At 59.0% G+C, this 17,694-nt stretch carries 15 protein-coding genes; 5 read left to right on the top strand and 10 right to left on the bottom strand.

Annotated features, from left to right (window positions below; all coding sequences use genetic code 11):
- Positions 1 to 149: 149 nt before the first annotated feature.
- Positions 150 to 881: an SDR family oxidoreductase gene (locus PJL69_RS12795; RefSeq protein ID WP_271309987.1), complete on the bottom strand. Its 732-nt coding sequence runs from the start codon at positions 879 to 881 to the stop codon at positions 150 to 152.
- A gap of 195 nt (positions 882 to 1,076) precedes the next feature.
- On the opposite strand from PJL69_RS12795, the gene PJL69_RS12790 reads away from it, so the two are divergent.
- Positions 1,077 to 1,961, top strand: coding sequence for an AraC family transcriptional regulator (locus PJL69_RS12790; protein ID WP_209098033.1), 885 nt, complete (start codon positions 1,077 to 1,079; stop codon positions 1,959 to 1,961).
- 36 nt (positions 1,962 to 1,997) lie between these two features.
- Here the strand turns inward: PJL69_RS12790 and PJL69_RS12785 are convergent, their stop codons facing one another.
- The 5 genes from PJL69_RS12785 to PJL69_RS12765 form a co-directional block, all read right to left on the bottom strand.
- Complete coding sequence (locus tag PJL69_RS12785) at positions 1,998 to 3,959, bottom strand: methyl-accepting chemotaxis protein (protein WP_271309986.1); 1,962 nt, start codon at positions 3,957 to 3,959, stop codon at positions 1,998 to 2,000.
- Positions 3,960 to 4,112: 153 nt separating this feature from the next.
- The gene (msrQ, locus tag PJL69_RS12780; protein WP_271309985.1) at positions 4,113 to 4,739 is read right to left on the bottom strand and encodes a protein-methionine-sulfoxide reductase heme-binding subunit MsrQ; all 627 of its coding nucleotides are present in this window, start codon (positions 4,737 to 4,739) and stop codon (positions 4,113 to 4,115) included.
- The gene (locus PJL69_RS12775) at positions 4,732 to 4,956 is read right to left on the bottom strand and encodes a GDCCVxC domain-containing (seleno)protein (RefSeq protein ID WP_271309984.1); all 225 of its coding nucleotides are present in this window, start codon (positions 4,954 to 4,956) and stop codon (positions 4,732 to 4,734) included. The genes msrQ and PJL69_RS12775 overlap by 8 nt, the downstream gene beginning before the upstream one ends.
- Before the next feature lie 5 nt (positions 4,957 to 4,961).
- Positions 4,962 to 5,867: a protein-methionine-sulfoxide reductase catalytic subunit MsrP gene (msrP, locus tag PJL69_RS12770; RefSeq protein WP_271309983.1), complete on the bottom strand. Its 906-nt coding sequence runs from the start codon at positions 5,865 to 5,867 to the stop codon at positions 4,962 to 4,964.
- A 162-nt stretch (positions 5,868 to 6,029) separates the two neighbouring features.
- Positions 6,030 to 7,514: an FMN-binding glutamate synthase family protein gene (locus PJL69_RS12765; RefSeq protein WP_271310004.1), complete on the bottom strand. Its 1,485-nt coding sequence runs from the start codon at positions 7,512 to 7,514 to the stop codon at positions 6,030 to 6,032.
- Between the two features lie 303 nt (positions 7,515 to 7,817).
- On the opposite strand from PJL69_RS12765, the gene PJL69_RS12760 reads away from it, so the two are divergent.
- The gene (locus PJL69_RS12760) at positions 7,818 to 8,789 is read left to right on the top strand and encodes an alpha/beta hydrolase (RefSeq protein ID WP_209098029.1); all 972 of its coding nucleotides are present in this window, start codon (positions 7,818 to 7,820) and stop codon (positions 8,787 to 8,789) included.
- Here PJL69_RS12760 and PJL69_RS12755 read toward each other — a convergent pair.
- The 3 genes from PJL69_RS12755 to clpB all read right to left on the bottom strand — a co-directional run bounded on the left by PJL69_RS12755 (position 8,776) and on the right by clpB (position 13,608).
- Positions 8,776 to 9,429 (bottom strand): HAD family hydrolase, encoded by a 654-nt coding sequence (locus PJL69_RS12755; protein ID WP_333781880.1) that lies wholly within the window; start codon positions 9,427 to 9,429, stop codon positions 8,776 to 8,778. The genes PJL69_RS12760 and PJL69_RS12755 overlap by 14 nt on opposite strands.
- A gap of 89 nt (positions 9,430 to 9,518) precedes the next feature.
- A complete protein-coding gene (gene dgt / locus PJL69_RS12750; protein WP_271309981.1) occupies positions 9,519 to 10,913 on the bottom strand; it encodes a dGTP triphosphohydrolase in 1,395 nt (464 codons plus the stop codon).
- Positions 10,914 to 10,992: 79 nt separating this feature from the next.
- Positions 10,993 to 13,608: an ATP-dependent chaperone ClpB gene (gene clpB, locus PJL69_RS12745; RefSeq protein ID WP_271309980.1), complete on the bottom strand. Its 2,616-nt coding sequence runs from the start codon at positions 13,606 to 13,608 to the stop codon at positions 10,993 to 10,995.
- A gap of 260 nt (positions 13,609 to 13,868) precedes the next feature.
- On the opposite strand from clpB, the gene PJL69_RS12740 reads away from it, so the two are divergent.
- From PJL69_RS12740 to PJL69_RS12730, 3 genes are all read left to right on the top strand, one after another.
- Positions 13,869 to 14,129 (top strand): hypothetical protein, encoded by a 261-nt coding sequence (locus PJL69_RS12740; protein WP_271309979.1) that lies wholly within the window; start codon positions 13,869 to 13,871, stop codon positions 14,127 to 14,129.
- A 173-nt stretch (positions 14,130 to 14,302) separates the two neighbouring features.
- Complete coding sequence (gene pyrF, locus PJL69_RS12735; RefSeq protein ID WP_271309978.1) at positions 14,303 to 15,001, top strand: orotidine-5'-phosphate decarboxylase; 699 nt, start codon at positions 14,303 to 14,305, stop codon at positions 14,999 to 15,001.
- Positions 15,002 to 15,092: 91 nt separating this feature from the next.
- Positions 15,093 to 16,346, top strand: coding sequence for a DNA polymerase IV (locus PJL69_RS12730; RefSeq protein ID WP_271309977.1), 1,254 nt, complete (start codon positions 15,093 to 15,095; stop codon positions 16,344 to 16,346).
- 108 nt (positions 16,347 to 16,454) lie between these two features.
- On the opposite strand, the gene PJL69_RS12725 is transcribed toward PJL69_RS12730, so the two are convergent.
- Positions 16,455 to 17,675 carry a phenylacetate--CoA ligase family protein gene (locus PJL69_RS12725; RefSeq protein WP_271309976.1) on the bottom strand — a complete coding sequence of 407 codons (1,221 nt, stop codon included), beginning with the start codon at positions 17,673 to 17,675 and terminating at the stop codon, positions 16,455 to 16,457.
- Between the last annotated feature and the right edge of the window lie 19 nt (positions 17,676 to 17,694).

Below are 17,694 nucleotides of genomic sequence, written 5' to 3'. Positions count from 1 at the left end.
AATGACCGCGAGGGCCAACGAACGGGAGATGCCGCAGAACGCAACAGGGGGAGAAACAAAAAAGGGCTGCCCCGCTCTGTCGTGAGCGAAGGCAGCCCTTGGCGCCAAATAGGCAGCGGCTGGGGGAGTAGGTCAACCGCTGGTCCAGTTTATGGCTGCTGACGGGTTGCAGTGATCACCACGTCGCGGATGTTCACATTCTGCGGCTGGGTGTACATGAAGAGCGCGGTGCGGGCGATGTCATCCGCGTGCAGCACACCGCCCATGCTGTCTTTCCAAGTTTCATAGCCATCAATGATATCCTGATCGGTGGTGTGTCCCAAGAGTTCGGTGTCAACAGCCCCCGGACACAGGCTCATCACGCGGACATTTGCATCGGCCACTTCTTCGCGCACGTTTTCACTGATCGCGGAGACAGCAAACTTGGTGCCAACATAGGCCGCGTGGTTCGGGAAGGCTTTCTTGCCTGCCACTGACGAGACATTCAGGATCGTGCCTGCGTTGCGGGCCTTCATCTCGCCCAGCACAGCCTGCATGCCGTTCAGAAGTGCCACCACGTTCAGGTCATACATGCGCTGCCATTCAATCGGATCCTGAGTGTCAACCTGCCCAAGCAGCATGAGCCCGGCGTTGTTTACCAGACAGTCCACCGGACCATGAGCGGCCTCGGCGTCTGCAATCGCCGCGCGGAAGGCTGCGGCATCGGTCACATCCACTTTGCGGCAGAGCGCATTGGGAAGGCCCAGTGCTTCGATCTTTTCCACGCGACGCGCAACAAGAAGCAACGGGTGCCCAGCCTCAGAAAAGCGCTGCGCCATGGCGGCGCCAATCCCAGAGCTCGCCCCGGTGATCACAACAAGACCTTTGGTGTGTTCAGACATATCCGTCTCCATTTGTAAGGCGGGCTACCGCCGTTTCTGTGACTGCAAACTAATGACCACCCCACAGATAGAGAATGATGCTTTGCCTCGAAGACTTGCGCATTCCTATCGATTTCGCAGGCGCGGTGCTAATTTATTGCGGCAAACATGATCTTTTGCGACAACAGCCCTCACACAGAAGCAAGGAAATAACGGATGCAGCATCTGGAAGCGGTGAAAACACGATATGGCTTTGCGCAAGGTGCAGGATACGTGGACACGGTGCTGCCACAGGTGCAGTTTTTCTGGTCCACCGAGACCGTGCCCCGGGCGCCCCTGATCTACAACGCAGGCATTGTCCTGATCCTGCAAGGCCACAAGATCGGCTATCTGGGTGAGCATGTGTTTGAGTACAATCCCGACCACTATCTGGTGGTGAGCTTGCCGACACCTTTTGACTGCGCGACATTTGCGACAGAGACAGACCCCATGTTGGGGCTGTTCATCAACATCGACGCGGCCGACCTGCGCGCGCTTGCCCCGCTGGTCGCCGCGGAGACGGGCCGCGATAAGGTCGCGTCTCTTGGGCTGTCCCCTGCCCCGGCGGATGCAGATCTGAAAGGCGCGGTCGACCGGCTGTTGAAAGCGCTGTGTTCAGAAGCGGAAAGTCAGGCATTGGGACAAGGGATCGTGCGTGAGATTCTGTTTCATGCACTTAAAGGCCCACATGGCGGTGCGCTTCAGGCTTTGGCGCAGTCAGATTCCCATTATGATCGGGTGGCCCGCAGCATCACGCGGATCCGTGAAAGCTATGCCGAAAACCTAAATGTGGATGCATTGGCGGAAACCGCCGGGATGAGTGCGCCGGTGTTTTACCGCGCGTTCAAGAGCATCACGGGCTCTTCCCCATTGCAGTATCTCAAAGCAACGCGCCTGAGCCGTGCGCAGGGGTTGCTACTGGAAGGCAAGATCGGAGTCGCGGAAGCCGCACGTCGGGTGGGATATGAAAACGCGGCCCATTTCAGCCGCGAATTCAAAAAGCACTTTCAAGTCAGCCCCAAAGAGGCACAGGGGGCGGGCTATCACCCTATTGATCTGTGATCGCCCGCCTCCTGACTTAAGTGAGACGCCGAGCGGTTAGAACTCCGCCCAGATGTCTGCTGCCGCGCTGCCATCATCAAAATTGATCGCAGCTGGCTGGCGCGTGGGGGCTGGCGCAGGGGTTGGCGCGGGAGCTGCGGCTTTGGGCGGCTTTGCCGGAGCCGTGCTGGCCGGGGCCTTCTTCTTTGGCGCAGGTTTGGGGGCCTTGGCCGCAGGCTCTGGCTTGGTTTCCACCACCGGTGGCTTCGGACGTTTGATCGCGGTTGCATCAATGTTGAAACGGTTGACCAGTTCCGAAAGTTGGGTGGCGTCCCCTTTCAGCATGTGGCCGGCGGCTGTGGCTTCTTCGACCATGGCGGCATTCTTCTGGGTCACCAGATCGAGTTGCGCGACACCGGCATTGATTTCGCCCAGACCGGTGGACTGCTCCACCGCACCTTCTGCGATGCCGGACACCATTTGGGAAATATTGCCGACGCGTTCGATGATGTTGTTAAACGACTCGCCCCCTTTGCCGACGAGCTCCACGCCCTGGCCGACAAGTTTGGAGGACTCATCAATCAGGCCTTTGATCTCCATCGCCGCCTCAGAAGAGCTGTGTGCCAGGTTGCGCACCTCAGAGGCCACAACCGCAAAGCCGCGTCCGGCATCCCCTGCACGTGCCGCTTCCACACCAGCGTTCAGGGCGAGCAGGTTTGTCTGGAAGGCAATGTCATCAATCACCGAGATGATCTGAGAAATCTTGCTGGAGCTCTGCTCGATCTCTGTCATTGCTTTGACCGCGCTTTGCACCACTTCCCCGCTTTGCTCTGCCTCAGCTTTTGCTTCGTCCATCGCGGTTTCAACATTGCGGGCGCTTTCGGCAGCAGATTTGACCGAGGTGGTCAGATCATCAAGCGCTGCGGCGGTTTCTTCCAGTGTCGCGGCCTGACTCTCGGTGCGTTTGGACAGATCGTCAGACGCCTGGCTGATTTCACCAGCACCATTGCGAATGGAGCCTGCGGCCTCGACCACTTCGGTCATGGTCTGGCTGAGGTTGGCAATGGAGGCGTTAAAGTCACGGCGCAGCGCCTCATAATGTTCAGGAAACGGCGTGCTGATGTTGGCTGCAAGATCCCCTTTGGACAGGCTGGACAAGTGGTTTGAGAGGGTCTGCACCACCTCGCTTTGGGCTGCATCGCGCTGTTTCTGCTGCTCTTCGAGATCGTTCTGGCGCACCAGAGCATCCCGGAACACATTCACAGTGCGGGCCATATCGCCCAGCTCGTTCTTGGTTTCGGTGAAGGGAATATCGCTGTCTGTGTCGCCTTCTGCCAGTGTTTCCATGCGGGAACTCAGAGTGCCCATCGGCCGTGTCACACTGCGGGTCAGGATAATAGAGGCGGCTGTCAAAACCAGAAGCGCGACGCCGAGCACGCCAAGCGCTTTGTTACGAATCGCCGCCATTTGCGCATCGATGTCGGCCACATAAGTACCGGTGCCAATGGTCCAGCCCCATGGCTCATAGTAGCGCACAAAGCCGATTTTGGCTTCCATGATATCTGAGTCTGGCTTGGTAAAGTGATAGACCAACGTGCCTGCGCCTCGTTCATGAGCGACTTTGCGCAGCTCCTGATAGACATACATGCCATTCACATCCTGAAAATCCTTGCGGTTTGTGCCAACAAACTGAGGTGCGACCGGATGGGCTTGAACAACGAAATCATCGCTGAACGCATAGACATAACCGCTGTCACCAAAGGACATATTTGAGAGACGCTCTTTGGCCATTTCCTGTGCGTTTTCAAGCGTGAACAGGCCCAATTCAACCCCTTCGTTAAGGTCGATAAGCAGGCTCATGGCGATCTCTGTAACCGCATGCAGCTTGTCATCGCGCATATGCTCTGTGGTCTGCTTTACCTGATTTTGCAGAACCAGTGTCAAAACCACCGACAGACTCAGCGCCAGCATGGCAAGCGCAATGATGCGGGTTGACAGTTTGTAGACGAAAGACGGCATGTGTCTCTGACCCTTTCACAGGTGGATATAATACTTTCGGATGAGACATACCTGCGGCCCGGTTAATGCCGCCTTACTCCGCAGAGGAGAAGCGTGAAAACTTGTAACTGAATTTGGTCTTTGATGGCTGTGGTACGCGCGTGCGGATTCGGCTTAAACGGCACGCTGGAGTGCGCCCTTTTTCGGGCGGCGCATCTGGCGTTTGGGCAGGCGGCGCAGGGCGATCAGGCCGACGATCACGATCAGATAAACATAGGGCTCATACTGAAAGCTCTTGATCTGCATGATGTAATGGATGCCGCCCAGCAGCACCGCGACGTAGGTGGCCTTATGCAGCTTGCGCCATTTGGGGCCAAGCTTGCGCACGGAGCGGTTATTGGAAGTCACGGCCAGTGGCAGCAGGATCAGCAGCGAGGCTATGCCCACAATGATGTAGGGGCGTTTGACGATGTCCGCCCAGACCTGACTGAGGATCTGAACATCGAGCACCATCCAGACAAGAAAGTGCAGCAGGATGTAGAAAAAGCTGATCACGCCAAGCGCGCGGCGCCAGCTGAGCAGGTTCAGAGGGGTGAAACGGCGCAGCGGGGAGACCAGCAGAACCGCCACCAAGACCTGAAGCCCCGCCTTGCCCAGCGCGTGTTCCATAGCCTTGACCGGATCCACACCCAAGCCACCGGTGAACCCCGCATAAAGCAGCCAGACCGGATAGGCCGCCCCGACAAGATAGAGCAGCCAGCTTGGTGTTTTGCGAATGGCGGTGTTGAGTGCGTCAGTCATTTTCAGCATCCCCACAGGTTTCACCACGTTGGATCGGCGGGCATGGCGCGGTGCCGTATGAGCAGAACACGCAGCAATCGCCGGGCAGCGGTTTGATCAGCGCTTCACAGGACGGGCATTCCAGAAAGAAAAGGCAGCTGTCCTCTGGCATTTGATGTGCCGCCTCGTGACCGCAATGCGGGCAGGTCACTTGGGATATGAGGATCAGCCCCTTCATTCGGATTAGTAATTCTTCCGCAAGTCCATGCCTTCATACAGGCCGGCCACTTCTTTCTCGTAGCCGTTGAACATCAGCGTCGGGATGCGCTTGGCAAAGAAGCCTCCGCCGATCGGGCGCTCCGAGGCCTGAGACCAGCGCGGGTGATCCACCTTTGGGTTCACGTTGGAATAAAAGCCGTACTCGCTTGGGATCGATTTGTTCCAGCTGGTGGGCGGCTCTTTGTCAGTGAGCGTGATGCGGACAATGGATTTGATCGACTTGAAGCCGTATTTCCAAGGCACCACCAGACGGATCGGCGCGCCGTTCTGGTTTGGCATGGGTTTGCCGTAAATCCCGGTGGCCATCAGCGTGAGCGGGTGGTTGGCCTCGTCCAGACGCAGGCCCTCTACATAGGGCCATTCCAGAAACGGCTGGCGCTGGCCGGGCATTTCTTCGGGACGGTAGAGCGTTTCAAAAGCCACGTATTTAGCGCCTGACTGCACACCGGCGAGATCCAGCAGGTCTTTCAGCTCAAACCCGTTCCAAGGCACCACCATCGACCACGCCTCAACACAGCGGAACCGATAGATGCGCTCCTCTATCGTCATCTTGGACAGGATATCGCTCAGAGCGTAGTCACCCGGATTGTTCACCATGCCGTCAATCTTGATTGACCATGGTTTGGTGGTCAGCGATCCGGCATAGCGGGCCGGGTCTTCCTTGCGGGTGCCGAACTCATAGAAGTTGTTGTACTGGGTGATGACGTCAAAAGGAGTTGGCTCCAGCGTCTCGCCGGCGGCCTGTGCCTTGGGCGCGATGGTTGCAAGGCCAAGACCGGCCATCCCCGCCATGATTTGGCGGCGATTCATATAGGCGGACTTTGGGGTCACATCGTCATGTGTGAGGTCGTTGGTCCAGCGGTGGGCCATGTAGCGTCTCCTTTGTCTTGTACCAGACATAAACCACTTGCCCCTTACATCGCCATAAAGAGCCGCCACACAGGGGGTCACGATGATGTGGGCAGGCTGTAACGTTTCAGCGATCAGATGCGAAACGCTTGCCGCCGATTTCACACCAGCACGAGCGACACCCTAAACCGCGTCGGGGCGTGGAAAGACCTCGTTCATTGGCACGGAGCGGCCGTTTTCCTGCACCAATCTCACATGGCGGCGGCGCAATTTCCTAGGCTCTGACACCCCTACGGAATGCGACAGCACTTCCACCTCTTTCACGATGGATTTGGCGTAGTTGGCCACACGGGGCGCCTTGCGATCGACGACCAGACCTTTCTGAAAGCGGGGATCGTGGGTGGTGATGCCGGTCGGGCAAGTGTTTTTGTTGCACTTGAGCGCCTGAATGCATCCCAGTGCAAACATGAAACCGCGCGCAGAGGTTATGAAATCAGCCCCAGCCGCCAGCGCCCAGGCGACATCGCCGGGATTCACAAGCTTGCCTGACGCGATCAGGCGTACACGATCCTGCAGGCCGAATTCTTCGCGCAGATTGGCGACCAGCGGCAACGCTTCGCGCACCGGCATCCCCACCAGATCCATGAGCGGCATGGGTGCTGCGCCTGTGCCGCCTTCGCCGCCATCAATGGTGATGAAATCCGGAGCGCAGTCGGGACCACGCCGGGTGATGGTTTCAAAAAATTCGCGCATCGTGCTCTCGGCACCAACCACGGTTTTGATGCCCACAGGTTTGCCAGTGACCTCGCGCACATGGGTGATCATGTCGATGAGATGATCAAAGCTGTCTATTTCGCGATGCCGATTGGGGGAGATGCCATCTTGGCCCACCTTGAGGCCGCGAATGGCCGCGATCTCTGCTGTCACCTTTTCGCCGGGCAGAATGCCGCCCTTGCCGGGCTTGGCTCCCTGCGCCATTTTGATTTCAAACATGCGGATGGCCTCGTGGCTGGCAACCTCTGTCAGTTTCGCATCATCCAAGCCGCCATGTTCATCACGCACACCAAATTTCGCGGTGCCGATCTGAAACACCAGATCACAGCCACCTTCGTAGTGGAATGGCGACACGCCGCCCTCCCCCGTATTGAGCCAGACCCCCGCCTGCGCCGCACCATGGCTGAGCGCCTGAATGGCGGGTTTGGACAAGGCGCCATAGCTCATGCCCGAAATATTGAAGAAAGAAGGCGCCAGATAAGGGGAGCGGGCGGTTGGCCCGATCAGCAGCGGCTCTGACTTGGCGTATTGGTCATCAAGCGGCGGGAAAGGATCATTCACAAAGATCGGCGTGCCCGGAACGCTGAGGTTGCGGGTGGAGCCAAATGCAATGGTATTGGATTTACCCTCGCCCGCGCGACCGACCCATTCCCGTTGCGCCCGGTTGAAGGGCAGCTCTTCGCGGTCCATGGCAAAGAAATACTGTCGAAAGAACTCGCCAAGTTCGGAAAAGATATGGCGAAAGCGCCCGATCACCGGATAATTGCGCCGGATCGCGTCTTCGGTCTGATTGCGGTCAATGATGAACAGCACCAGCGCGAGGGCCACGAGCCCAGCAAAGAGCAGCACGAAGACGAGGCCAAGCACTTCGACAATATCAAAGGCGGTTTCCATTGAGGCTGCCATTTCCATCGGTGGCGCTCCTTATGATCTTGATGGTGTTAAAGTGGGCCAGCTTTGCATCGGGGGCAAGTCACGCCTGAGCCACAAGCGCGTGTGTTTTGTGACAAGCGGTGTGTCGTTGCGATGGGCGATCTTTGCCTCTAGGCTGCAGGGACTGTTGTTTTTAACACAGCTCCTTTTTGCAGCTGCCGCAGATTTACCCCGACGTGGGTGTTTTGATGTTTGCGACCAACCCAAAGAGGCCCGTGTCTGCAGGGCAGCACGCAGCCTTTTGTTTAACGAGTGGATCAGACCATGCTTTTTATCACCAACCGCTTTCCCACCCAAAGCATTCGCAGCCGGAAGGGGCGGCGCTTCACCTTTGATCTGGACAACAATGCCCCATCCAATTCTGTGTTTTATTGCGAAACAGGCGCGGATGGGCATCACGTTGAAATCACCAGTGGGGAACTTCTGAAACGGGTGCGGGAAAGCGAATGTCGCCAGATCCTGCTCTATGTGCACGGCTTCAACAATCTGCCTGATGTGGTGTTTGAGCGGGCGGCAGCGCTGCAGGCGTTTTGCGACAAAGCCAAGCCCAAAGAGGTGCTGGTGCTGCCGCTGATCTGGCCCTGTGACAATGATCGTGGTGTGGTCAAGGATTACTGGGATGATCAAAAATCCGCGGATCAGAGTGGCTATTCCTTTGCGCGGGTGCTGGAGCGGTTCATGGAATGGCGCAACAGTGCGGACAATGAGCCCGATGTTGCGCCCTGCCTGAAGCGGATCAATTTGCTGGCCCATTCCATGGGCAACCGGGTGCTGCGTCAGACGCTGGTTGCGTGGAACCGCTATGACCTGGCAGATGGCGTGCCGCTGCTGTTGCGCAACACCTTTATGGTGGCCGCCGATGTGGTGAATGAGACCGTGCATGAGGGCAAAGCCGGGGAGCTGATCAGCCATGCCTCGCGCAATGTGGTGGTCTATTATGCCTCAGATGATCTGGCGTTGCGGGCCAGTAAGGCCGCGAACCTGCGCAACAAGGTTGCGTCGCGGCGGCTGGGGCATACGGGACCGGAGAACATCGCACGCGCGCCACGCAATCTGTTTCAGGTGGATTGTGACGATGTGAACACCGGCTATGACAGGCCAACGGGGCATATGTATTTCCTCGATGACGGGGGCGGCAAAAAGCCCGGCAAGGTGTTCAACCATATGTTTGAGTGCATCCTGCACGGGCGGGTTTTCCCCGATGACCCCGATCAGCGCTCTATCATTTTGAAGTAAGCCCCAACAGGCCCGGCAGCGCACGCATATCATCAAAGACGGCATCGCAGATCGGCGTGAGATGTTCCGCGGCTGTGTCGGCGATGAACCCTAGGGTGCGCATGCCCGCTGCCTTGCCTGCGCGTGCGCCGTTGGGGCTATCTTCGACCACCACGCATTTGGCAGGGGCAATGCCCGCATCTGCTGCGGCCTTGAGATAAACATCAGGCGCGGGTTTGGGATTTGGCACATCTTCGCGGGAGTAGATGCGGCCAGCGAAGCGTTGGGTGAGGCCACATCTGGCCAGAGTGACGTCCATTTTTGCATGGGGGCCGTTGGAGCAGACCGCATAGGGAATGCCAGCGGCGTCCAGGGCATCAAGCACCGATGGGACCCCGAGAACGGGCGTGGCCTCTTGGGCGAGGCGTTCAAACATCTCCGCGTAGATCAGGTCCACCCAGTTTTCCTCAAGCGTGGCCCCAAGGTCGCGCGCTGTCTGGGCCACACCTGCGATGGTACCGCCGACAAAGAGGTCGATGACCCGATCATGGGACACTTGCAGACCGCGCGCGGCGAGGTTTTCCACCAGCAGTGCATTGGTGACAGGCTCGCTGTCCACAAGCACGCCATCGCAGTCAAAGAGCACAAGGTCGGGGGGCATGGGCATTGTCGCAATTGCTTTCAAATGAATACGGTGTTTTCTGCCTGTGCGTGTGAGCTCAAGTCAACACCATCTCGCCTGAGCCATGCCTAAGCTGTGCCGGAAAGCAGCTTGGCGGTTTCCACGGCGTAGCGATCTGTCATGCCTGAGACAAAATCCGTCATGGCGTGCAGGGCGGTGTAGTTGCTGTTGACCCCGCGCAGGTCGAGGCCAACCGCGCGCACCAGTTGCTTTTCATAGGCTGGCAAATCGGTTTCGCTCCAACCTGCCTCTTTCAAAGCGGTATAGGCCGGGAGAATGCCATCCAGCACAGAGAAAATCAGATTGCGACCGCGCACCTCGAGTTTGGTTTTGCGGGGCGCAGTAAACAGCTGTTCGCTGGCCAATGTGCGGATCGCGCGGAATTGTGGGCCAAGGGCTGAGTCATCCATCAACTCGCCGGAGTATTGCCCCGACATGATGGCCGCGTAATTGACTTTGAACGCCTCGACGCAGGCGCCGATGGCGCTGCCAATGGCCATGGCACGCAAATGGCTGATCTGCTCGTACTCAGTGAACCCTGATTGATCGTTCGGCTTATTCTCGATGAGATCGAGCAGCAGCCCCTTTACCTTGGCAAAGCTGAGATCGCCGGCGGTGAACCCATCTTCGAGATCGACAATATTGTAGCAAATGTCGTCTGCGGCCTCGACGAGAAAGACCAGCGGATGCCGCCGCCACCAGCTTCTGCCGTCCGGGTCTTTCTCTTCAATCAGGCCCAGCGCGGTGGCGGTGGTGGCAAAGATATCCCGTTCATCTTCGAAAAAGCCAAACTTCTTGGCCCCCGCATAGATGTGGTTTTTGACGTCGGCGCGTGGGATGCCCGTCGCCGCTTTGGCATCTTTGATGGCCTTGGAGCTGCTTGCCGACATGGGGTATTTTGTGAACGCGCCGATCACAGCATGGGTGAGATCCATGCCACGCGTGCCGCGATACATTTCGAGACGGGTGAGGATGCGGTAGCCTTGGGCGTTGCCCTCAAACTTGATGAATTCTTCCCAGAGCGCCTCATCCACGCCTTTAAACAGGCCCTCGGATTTTTCAAACTGCTGCTTGAACCACGCGCCAATGGTGGCTTCGCCGGAATGGCCAAAGGGCGGATTGCCGATGTCGTGGGCCAGTGCGGCGGCATGAATGACGCCTGCAACCTTATGCGCCTCGCCGGGTTCAATCTCTCCCTGCCCTTCCAGCCAATGCCCTACCTGCATGCCAAGATTACGCCCTACGCTGGCCACTTCCGATGAGTGGATCATGCGATGGCGAAGATGGTCATTGGCATAAAGCGGATGGACTTGCGTTTTGTTCGCAAGCCGACGGAAAGGCGCGGAGAAGGTGATGCGATCTGCGTCTTGCGTGTAGTTCGGGCGGCCCGGATCTTCGGCCCGTCCCGGTTTGCCCGGACGTTCCGTATTCAGCAGCGTCTGCCAATCCATTTTCTGCGCCATGCCTGCCCCTTTGAGCGTTGTTGTTCTTATGAAAAAGGCCCGCTGAAACAGCGGACCTTCTTATTAGATATGTCTGGGGTCAATGCACAACCGCATCGTCTGGTTTGGGGCGCCCGGATGTGCCGAGCCGATCACCGATGATGAGCCCTTCGGCCCCTGCCGAGACTGGCACGGTATCGCCGTCTTTCACGTCGCCTGCCAACAGCGCTTCGGCGAGCGGGTTTTGCAGGGCGCGCTGGATCACGCGTTTCAGCGGGCGGGCGCCAAAGACTGGATCATAGCCTTCGTCAGCCAGCCATTTCTGCGCGCCTTCATCCAGCTCAACGCTGATTTTGCGGCCCGCCAGTCGTTTCTTCAGGCGCGCCAGCTGAATGTCGACGATGCCATCCATATCGGCACGCGCAAGACGATCAAAGATCACGGTCTCATCCAGACGGTTGAGGAATTCGGGGCGGAAATGGGCCCGCACCGCATCCATCACATCGCGCCGCGCATCTGCGGCATCCGCACCTTCGGGCAATTGGCTGAGCGCCTGTGCGCCAAGGTTGGAGGTGAGGATGATCAGCGTTTGCTTGAAATCCACCGTGCGGCCCTGACCGTCGGTCAGCACCCCATCATCAAGCACCTGCAAAAGCACGTTGAAGACATCAGGGTGGGCTTTCTCAACCTCGTCAAACAGCACCACCTGATAAGGGCGGCGGCGCACGGCCTCTGTCAGAACCCCACCTTCGTCGTAGCCGACATAGCCGGGAGGCGCGCCGATCAGGCGGGCGACCGCGTGTTTCTCCATGAATTCCGACATGTCGATGCGCACCATGGCGCTGTCATCATCAAAGAGGAAGTCGGCCACAGCTTTGGTGAGCTCGGTTTTCCCCACACCAGTTGGGCCAAGGAAGAGGAAGCTGCCAAGGGGGCGGTTTTCATCGTTGAGGCCTGCGCGGGCACGGCGCACGGCGTTGGAGACAGCGGTGACCGCCGCGTTCTGGCCGATGACGCGAGCGTGCAGGTCGTCTTCCATGCGCAGGAGCTTTTCACGCTCGCCTTCGAGCATCTTGGAAGTAGGGATGCCTGTCCAACGCTCGACCACCTGCGCGATCTGTTCCGGGCGTACAGCTTCTTCCACCGTCATTTCGCCTTCGCCGTTTTCGGCCGCATCCAGTTTTTTCTCCAGATCGGGGATCACGCCGTAGCTCAGCTCGCCTGCGCGGGCGAGGTTGCCTGCACGTTTGGCGATGTCGAGATCGGCGCGGGCTTGATCCAGCGCTTCTTTGATGTTCTGCGCGGAGGCCAGCTTATCGCGACCAGCCTGCCATTTGGCGGTCATCTCTGCGGATTTTTCCTGCAGATCTGCGAGGTCTTTTTGCAGGGTTTCCAGACGGTCCACCGAGGCGGCGTCATCCTCAAGTTGGAGCGCCTGTTCTTCGATCTGCAATTGCAGGATCTGACGGTCAAGCGCGTCGAGCTCTTCTGGTTTGCTGTCCACTTCCATGCGCAGGCGGGAGGCGGCCTCGTCCACAAGGTCGATGGCTTTATCTGGCAGGAAGCGGTCGGTGATGTAACGATGGCTGAGCGTGGAGGCCGCGACCAGCGCACTATCTGAGATGCGCACACCGTGGTGCAGCTCATATTTTTCCTTGATCCCGCGCAGGATGGAAATTGTGTCTTCCACGGTGGGCTCTTCGACCATCACCGGCTGGAAGCGCCGCGCGAGCGCTGCGTCTTTCTCCACATATTTGCGGTATTCATCGAGCGTGGTTGCGCCGATGCAGTGCAGCTCCCCGCGCGCAAGGGCCGGTTTGATCAGGTTGGCCGCATCCATCGCGCCTTCCGATTTGCCCGCGCCCACAAGGGTGTGCATCTCGTCAATGAAGAGGATGATTTCGCCTGCGGCCTCAGTGACTTCGGTGAGCACGGATTTGAGGCGTTCCTCAAACTCGCCACGGTATTTTGCGCCAGCAATCAGCGCGCCCATGTCGAGCGCCAGAAGTTTTTTGTTGCGCAGGGACTCCGGCACGTCGCCGTTGACGATGCGCAGGGCCATACCCTCGGCAATCGCGGTTTTCCCGACGCCGGGTTCCCCGATCATGACGGGGTTGTTTTTGGTGCGGCGGCTCAGCACCTGCATGGCGCGGCGGATTTCATCATCGCGGCCAATGATCGGGTCGATTTTGCCTTCGCTGGCACGTTCTGTCAGATCCTGCGCGTATTTCTTGAGCGCCTCATACCCATCTTCTGCCGACGCGCTGTCGGCGGTGCGGCCTTTGCGAATGTCGTTGATCGCTGCATTGAGTGCTTGGGCGGTAACGTTGCCCGCCACGAGCGCCTCTTTGGCTTTGGATTTCACCATCACCAGCGCCATCAAGATGCGCTCCACCGGGACAAAGCTGTCGCCCGCTTTTTTGGCGAGGCTTTCAGCCTCTGACAGGACTTTGGCAGAGGTGTTGTCCAGATAGGGTTGGCCGGTGTCGCCCGACACTTGCGGCTGTTTGGCAACCGCGGCATCCACCGCTTCGCGCACAGCTGCGGCGTTGCCACCCGCGCGGCTGATCAGGTTGGCTGCGAGCCCCTGATCGTCGTCCATCAGCGCTTTTAGAATGTGTTCGGGCACCAGACGCTGGTGATTTTCCCGCATCGCAATGGTCTGCGCCGCCTGAATGAAGCCGCGCGACCGCTCCGTGAACTTGCTCAAGTCCATGGTTTTCTCCTTTTTATAAGCGCCCTTTTGCCGATGGCGCCCGCATTGCGGCACGCCTGGTTGTGGGCCTCATGCAAAATGTGGGATCTCGCGCGCGTCAGGTCAAGATTGCCTGACAGGAATTTCCGCCCGCCTGTGCACGTTTTGCGCGTTTGACAGGAATGAGCACGAAAATTCCCAAAAATTGAGACGAATTTCGCCCCATTTGCGGTGCAGAAACACTTAGGTGAGCAGACTTAAGAAAAGACCATGAGATGCATGTGACCGATATCCAAATCTCTAACCCGATGTATCGTCAGACCTTGGGGGAGTTGAGCGCGGTGGTGAGCCTGAGCAGTGAGGCGCGTGATGTGCGGGTGCATTGCGCGATCCTAGCGGCAGAAACCACAGAGCCCCAAAAGGGGCCTGGCCGCATTGCTCTGATCAGAGAGGCGCTGCGTCAACTGCGCCGGATGCCGGAGATGCGCACAGGCCATGAAGAGCTGTCTTTTGCCCCAGGGGTTTTGCCAAACGAGGGGTGATCCCTAAGAAAGATCACCCATGAAGCCTCCCAACGGGGAGGCTTTTTGCGTTTCTGGGGGTTTCTGGCGGATTCTGGGGCCTGCGCACGCGCACGCAGACTTGCCGGACCGGAGTTGAAGCGCTAGAAGGCGCACGTTTGCTTTGTGCCACCCTAAATTGCTGGAGACCTCCCATGAGTTCAGACGACCGCCTGATCGTAGCCCTTGACGTGCCCAACGCCCTGCAGGGCCTGAAACTTGCGGAGCAGATTGGCGATGCCGTGTCTTTTTACAAGATCGGGCTTGGCATGTTGACCGGAGGCGGGCTGGCGCTGGCCAATGAGCTGAAGGATGAGCACGGCAAGCGCATCTTTCTGGATATGAAGCTGTTTGACATCGGCGCCACTGTTGAGGCGGCGGTGCGGGGGCTGGCGCAGTTTGACCTGGATTTCCTCACCGTGCATGGCGACCCGCATGTGGTGGCTGCGGCCAAAGAAGGCGCGGCGGGCAGCAATCTGAAAATTCTGGGCGTGACCATCCTGACCTCGCTGGATCGCGCAGATCTGGACAACTGTCTGATCAAAGACGGCGAGATCAAGGATCTGGTACAGGAGCGCGCAGGCCGGGCGTTTGACGCGGGCGCGGATGGCGTGATTGCCTCCCCTCAGGAAGCCGCACTGATCCGGGCGCTGCCAGAATCTGAGGGCCGTCTGATCGTGACTCCCGGCGTGCGCCCCGCAGGCGCGGCACTTGGCGATCAGAAGCGCGTGGCAACCCCGGCAAGTGCCATCAAAGACGGCGCAGATCATATCGTTGTGGGCCGTCCGGTCTGGACCGCAGACAATCCACGCGGAGCGGCAGAGGCCATCGTGGCGGAGTTGGCAAGCCTTTAAGGTTTTGCGCCGCCATCTGGTGTTGCGCCCCTGTCAGGTGGCGCGACAGCTGCTATATTGAGGCTCCGAGACTCACACGAGAGACGCGCGGATGCCCGCATTTTGCCGAGACTGCCTGACCGAAAGCCAGAGCGCTGCGCGCTGTGGCCACTGTGGCAGCATGCGCATGATTTCCCATCCGGAGCTGTTTGACCTGTCCATCGCCCATATGGATTGCGATGCGTTTTACGCGAGCGTGGAAAAACGCGACAATCCGGAGCTGGTGGACAAGCCGGTGATCATCGGCGGCGGGCGGCGCGGGGTTGTCTCGACCGCCTGTTATGTGGCGCGCATTCGCGGGGTGCGCAGCGCCATGCCAATGTTTCAGGCGCTGAAACTCTGCCCCGAAGCGGTGGTGATCAAGCCGCGCATGTCCGTCTATGTGGAAGTCAGCCGCGCCATTCGCGCGATGATGGATGAGCTGACCCCGGTGATTGAGCCACTGTCACTGGATGAGGCGTTTCTGGATCTCACCGGCACCGCAAAGCTGCATGGCGCGCCGCCTGCGGTGATGCTCGCACGGCTGACAAAGCGCATGAAAGACGAGCTGGGGATTACCGGCTCCATTGGGCTATCGCACAACAAATTCCTCGCCAAAGTGGCCAGTGATCTGGACAAGCCGCGCGGGTTTTCGGTGATTGGCGAGGCGGAGACGGCGGAATTCCTGAGTGACAAGCCGGTGCGGATGATCTGGGGGATTGGTCCGGTGGCGCAGGAAAGTCTGGAGCGGGCGGGCATTCGCACCTTCACCGATTTGCTGCGCTGGGATCAGGAAGACCTGATCGCGCGATTTGGCAACACGGGGTATCGACTGTGGCATCTGGCGCGGGGGCAGGACAAACGCAAGGTCTCCGCCCATGCGCCGATGAAAAGCATAAGCAATGAGACCACGTTTTTTGAGGACACCGCCAGTCTGGATGTGCTGGACGGGCACATCTGGCGGCTGTCAGAAAAAGTCTCTGATCGGGCGAAAGCCAAGAATCTGGCGGGGCGTGTGGTGACCTTGAAGCTGAAGCGCGCCAATCACAGCACGATCAGCCGCCGGATCAGCCTGCGGGACGCCACACAAATGGCGGACACGCTGTATCGCACCGCACGCGGATTGTTTGATCAGGTTGGCAATGAGGGGCCGTATCGGCTGATCGGGGTGGGGCTGGCGGATTTGGTGCCCGCCACACAGGCGGATCTGTCAGGCGATCTGCTTGATCCGCAGGCGGTGCAGCGCGCCAAAGCGGAGCGAGCCACGGATGCAATCCGCGCGCGGTTTGGCGCGGATGCGATCCAAAAGGGGCGTGGGATACGGTAGGATAGTGCCTTAACAAGGGCTAAGCCTGCCTGGGAAGGTGCGTAAGCACCTGCCGGGGGGCAGGCAGGTGCAGCCCGTGCCGCAAGCGACACGGGCGTTAGCTTTGGATCAATCGTATTTGCGCTGGTCTTCGATGACGATGCCATCTTTGGGCAAGCTGCCCGGCGCAACAATTTCCACCGTGCCTTTGAGCTTCAGCGCATCCACAACGGAGGCCCCATACGCAGCCGCATCCCCGCCGGGGGATTCAATCTGCACTGTCATCACATCCATCTCACCCGCGCGGGTGGCAATGACGCGCGCCTTAGCGATTTCATCATGTTTGGCGACCAGCGCCGCGACCTGTTCAGGGCGCACAAACATGCCTTTGATCTTGGCGGTCTGATCGGCGCGGCCCATCCAGCCTTTGATGCGCATATTGGTGCGGCCACAGGGGCTTTCGCCCGGCAGGATTGCGGAGAGATCGCCGGTGGCAAAGCGGATCAGCGGATAATCAGGGTTGAGCGTGGTGACCACCACTTCGCCTACCTCACCCGGTGCCACAGGGGTGCCGGTGCCGGGGGTGACGATTTCGACAATCACGCCTTCGTCGATGATCATGCCTTCCATGGCGTCAGACTCATAGGCGATTGAGCCAAGATCCGCCGTGCCGTAGCCTTGCAGGCAGGTGATGCCACGATCAGCATATTCCTGACGCAGCGATGGGAAGAGCGCGCCGCCGCCCACTGTGGCTTTGGTGATCTGGAGCTTCTCGCCCATCTCCTCGGCTTTGTCGAGGATGATCTTCAGATAGTCCGGCGTGCCGGCATAGGCGGTGGTGCCGATGTCCACAGCGGCGCGGACCTGCATTTCGGTCTGGCCGACACCTGCAGGCAGCACTTTGGCCCCCACGGCGCGCGCACCGCTTTCAAACATCATGCCCGCCGGGGTCAGATGGTAAGAAAAGCAGTTCTGCACAATGTCGTCTGCCCCAATGCCCACCGCATGCAGCACACGGCCAAAACGGAACCAATCATGGCTGGTGCCGCCGGGTTCATAGATCGGACCCGGAGATTGGAACACATGGGCAATATTGGGATTGCTGAGATCGGCAAAACCACCCAGTGGGCCTGCGGCTTTCTGCGCCGCGCCAAGTTCAGATTTGCGCAGCACGGGAAGGTCTGCGAGCGCGGCAGCTGAAGAAATCGCTGCCGGATCGACATTGGCAAGACTGGCCGCGAAGCCCGGCAAAGCTTTGGCCCGGGCCAGCTGCGCTGGCAGGGCGACGCTCAGGTCTGCGGCGCGCTGATCGGCGCTGCGGGTTTCCAACTCATCAAAAAAGCGGCTCATGGTGCCATCCTTTATGTGC

Source organism: Shimia sp. MMG029, assembly GCF_027947445.1.
GTDB lineage: Bacteria > Pseudomonadota > Alphaproteobacteria > Rhodobacterales > Rhodobacteraceae > Shimia.
The sequence above is the reverse complement of the archived record's forward strand: the minus strand, read 5'-3'. Positions and strand labels throughout refer to the sequence as shown.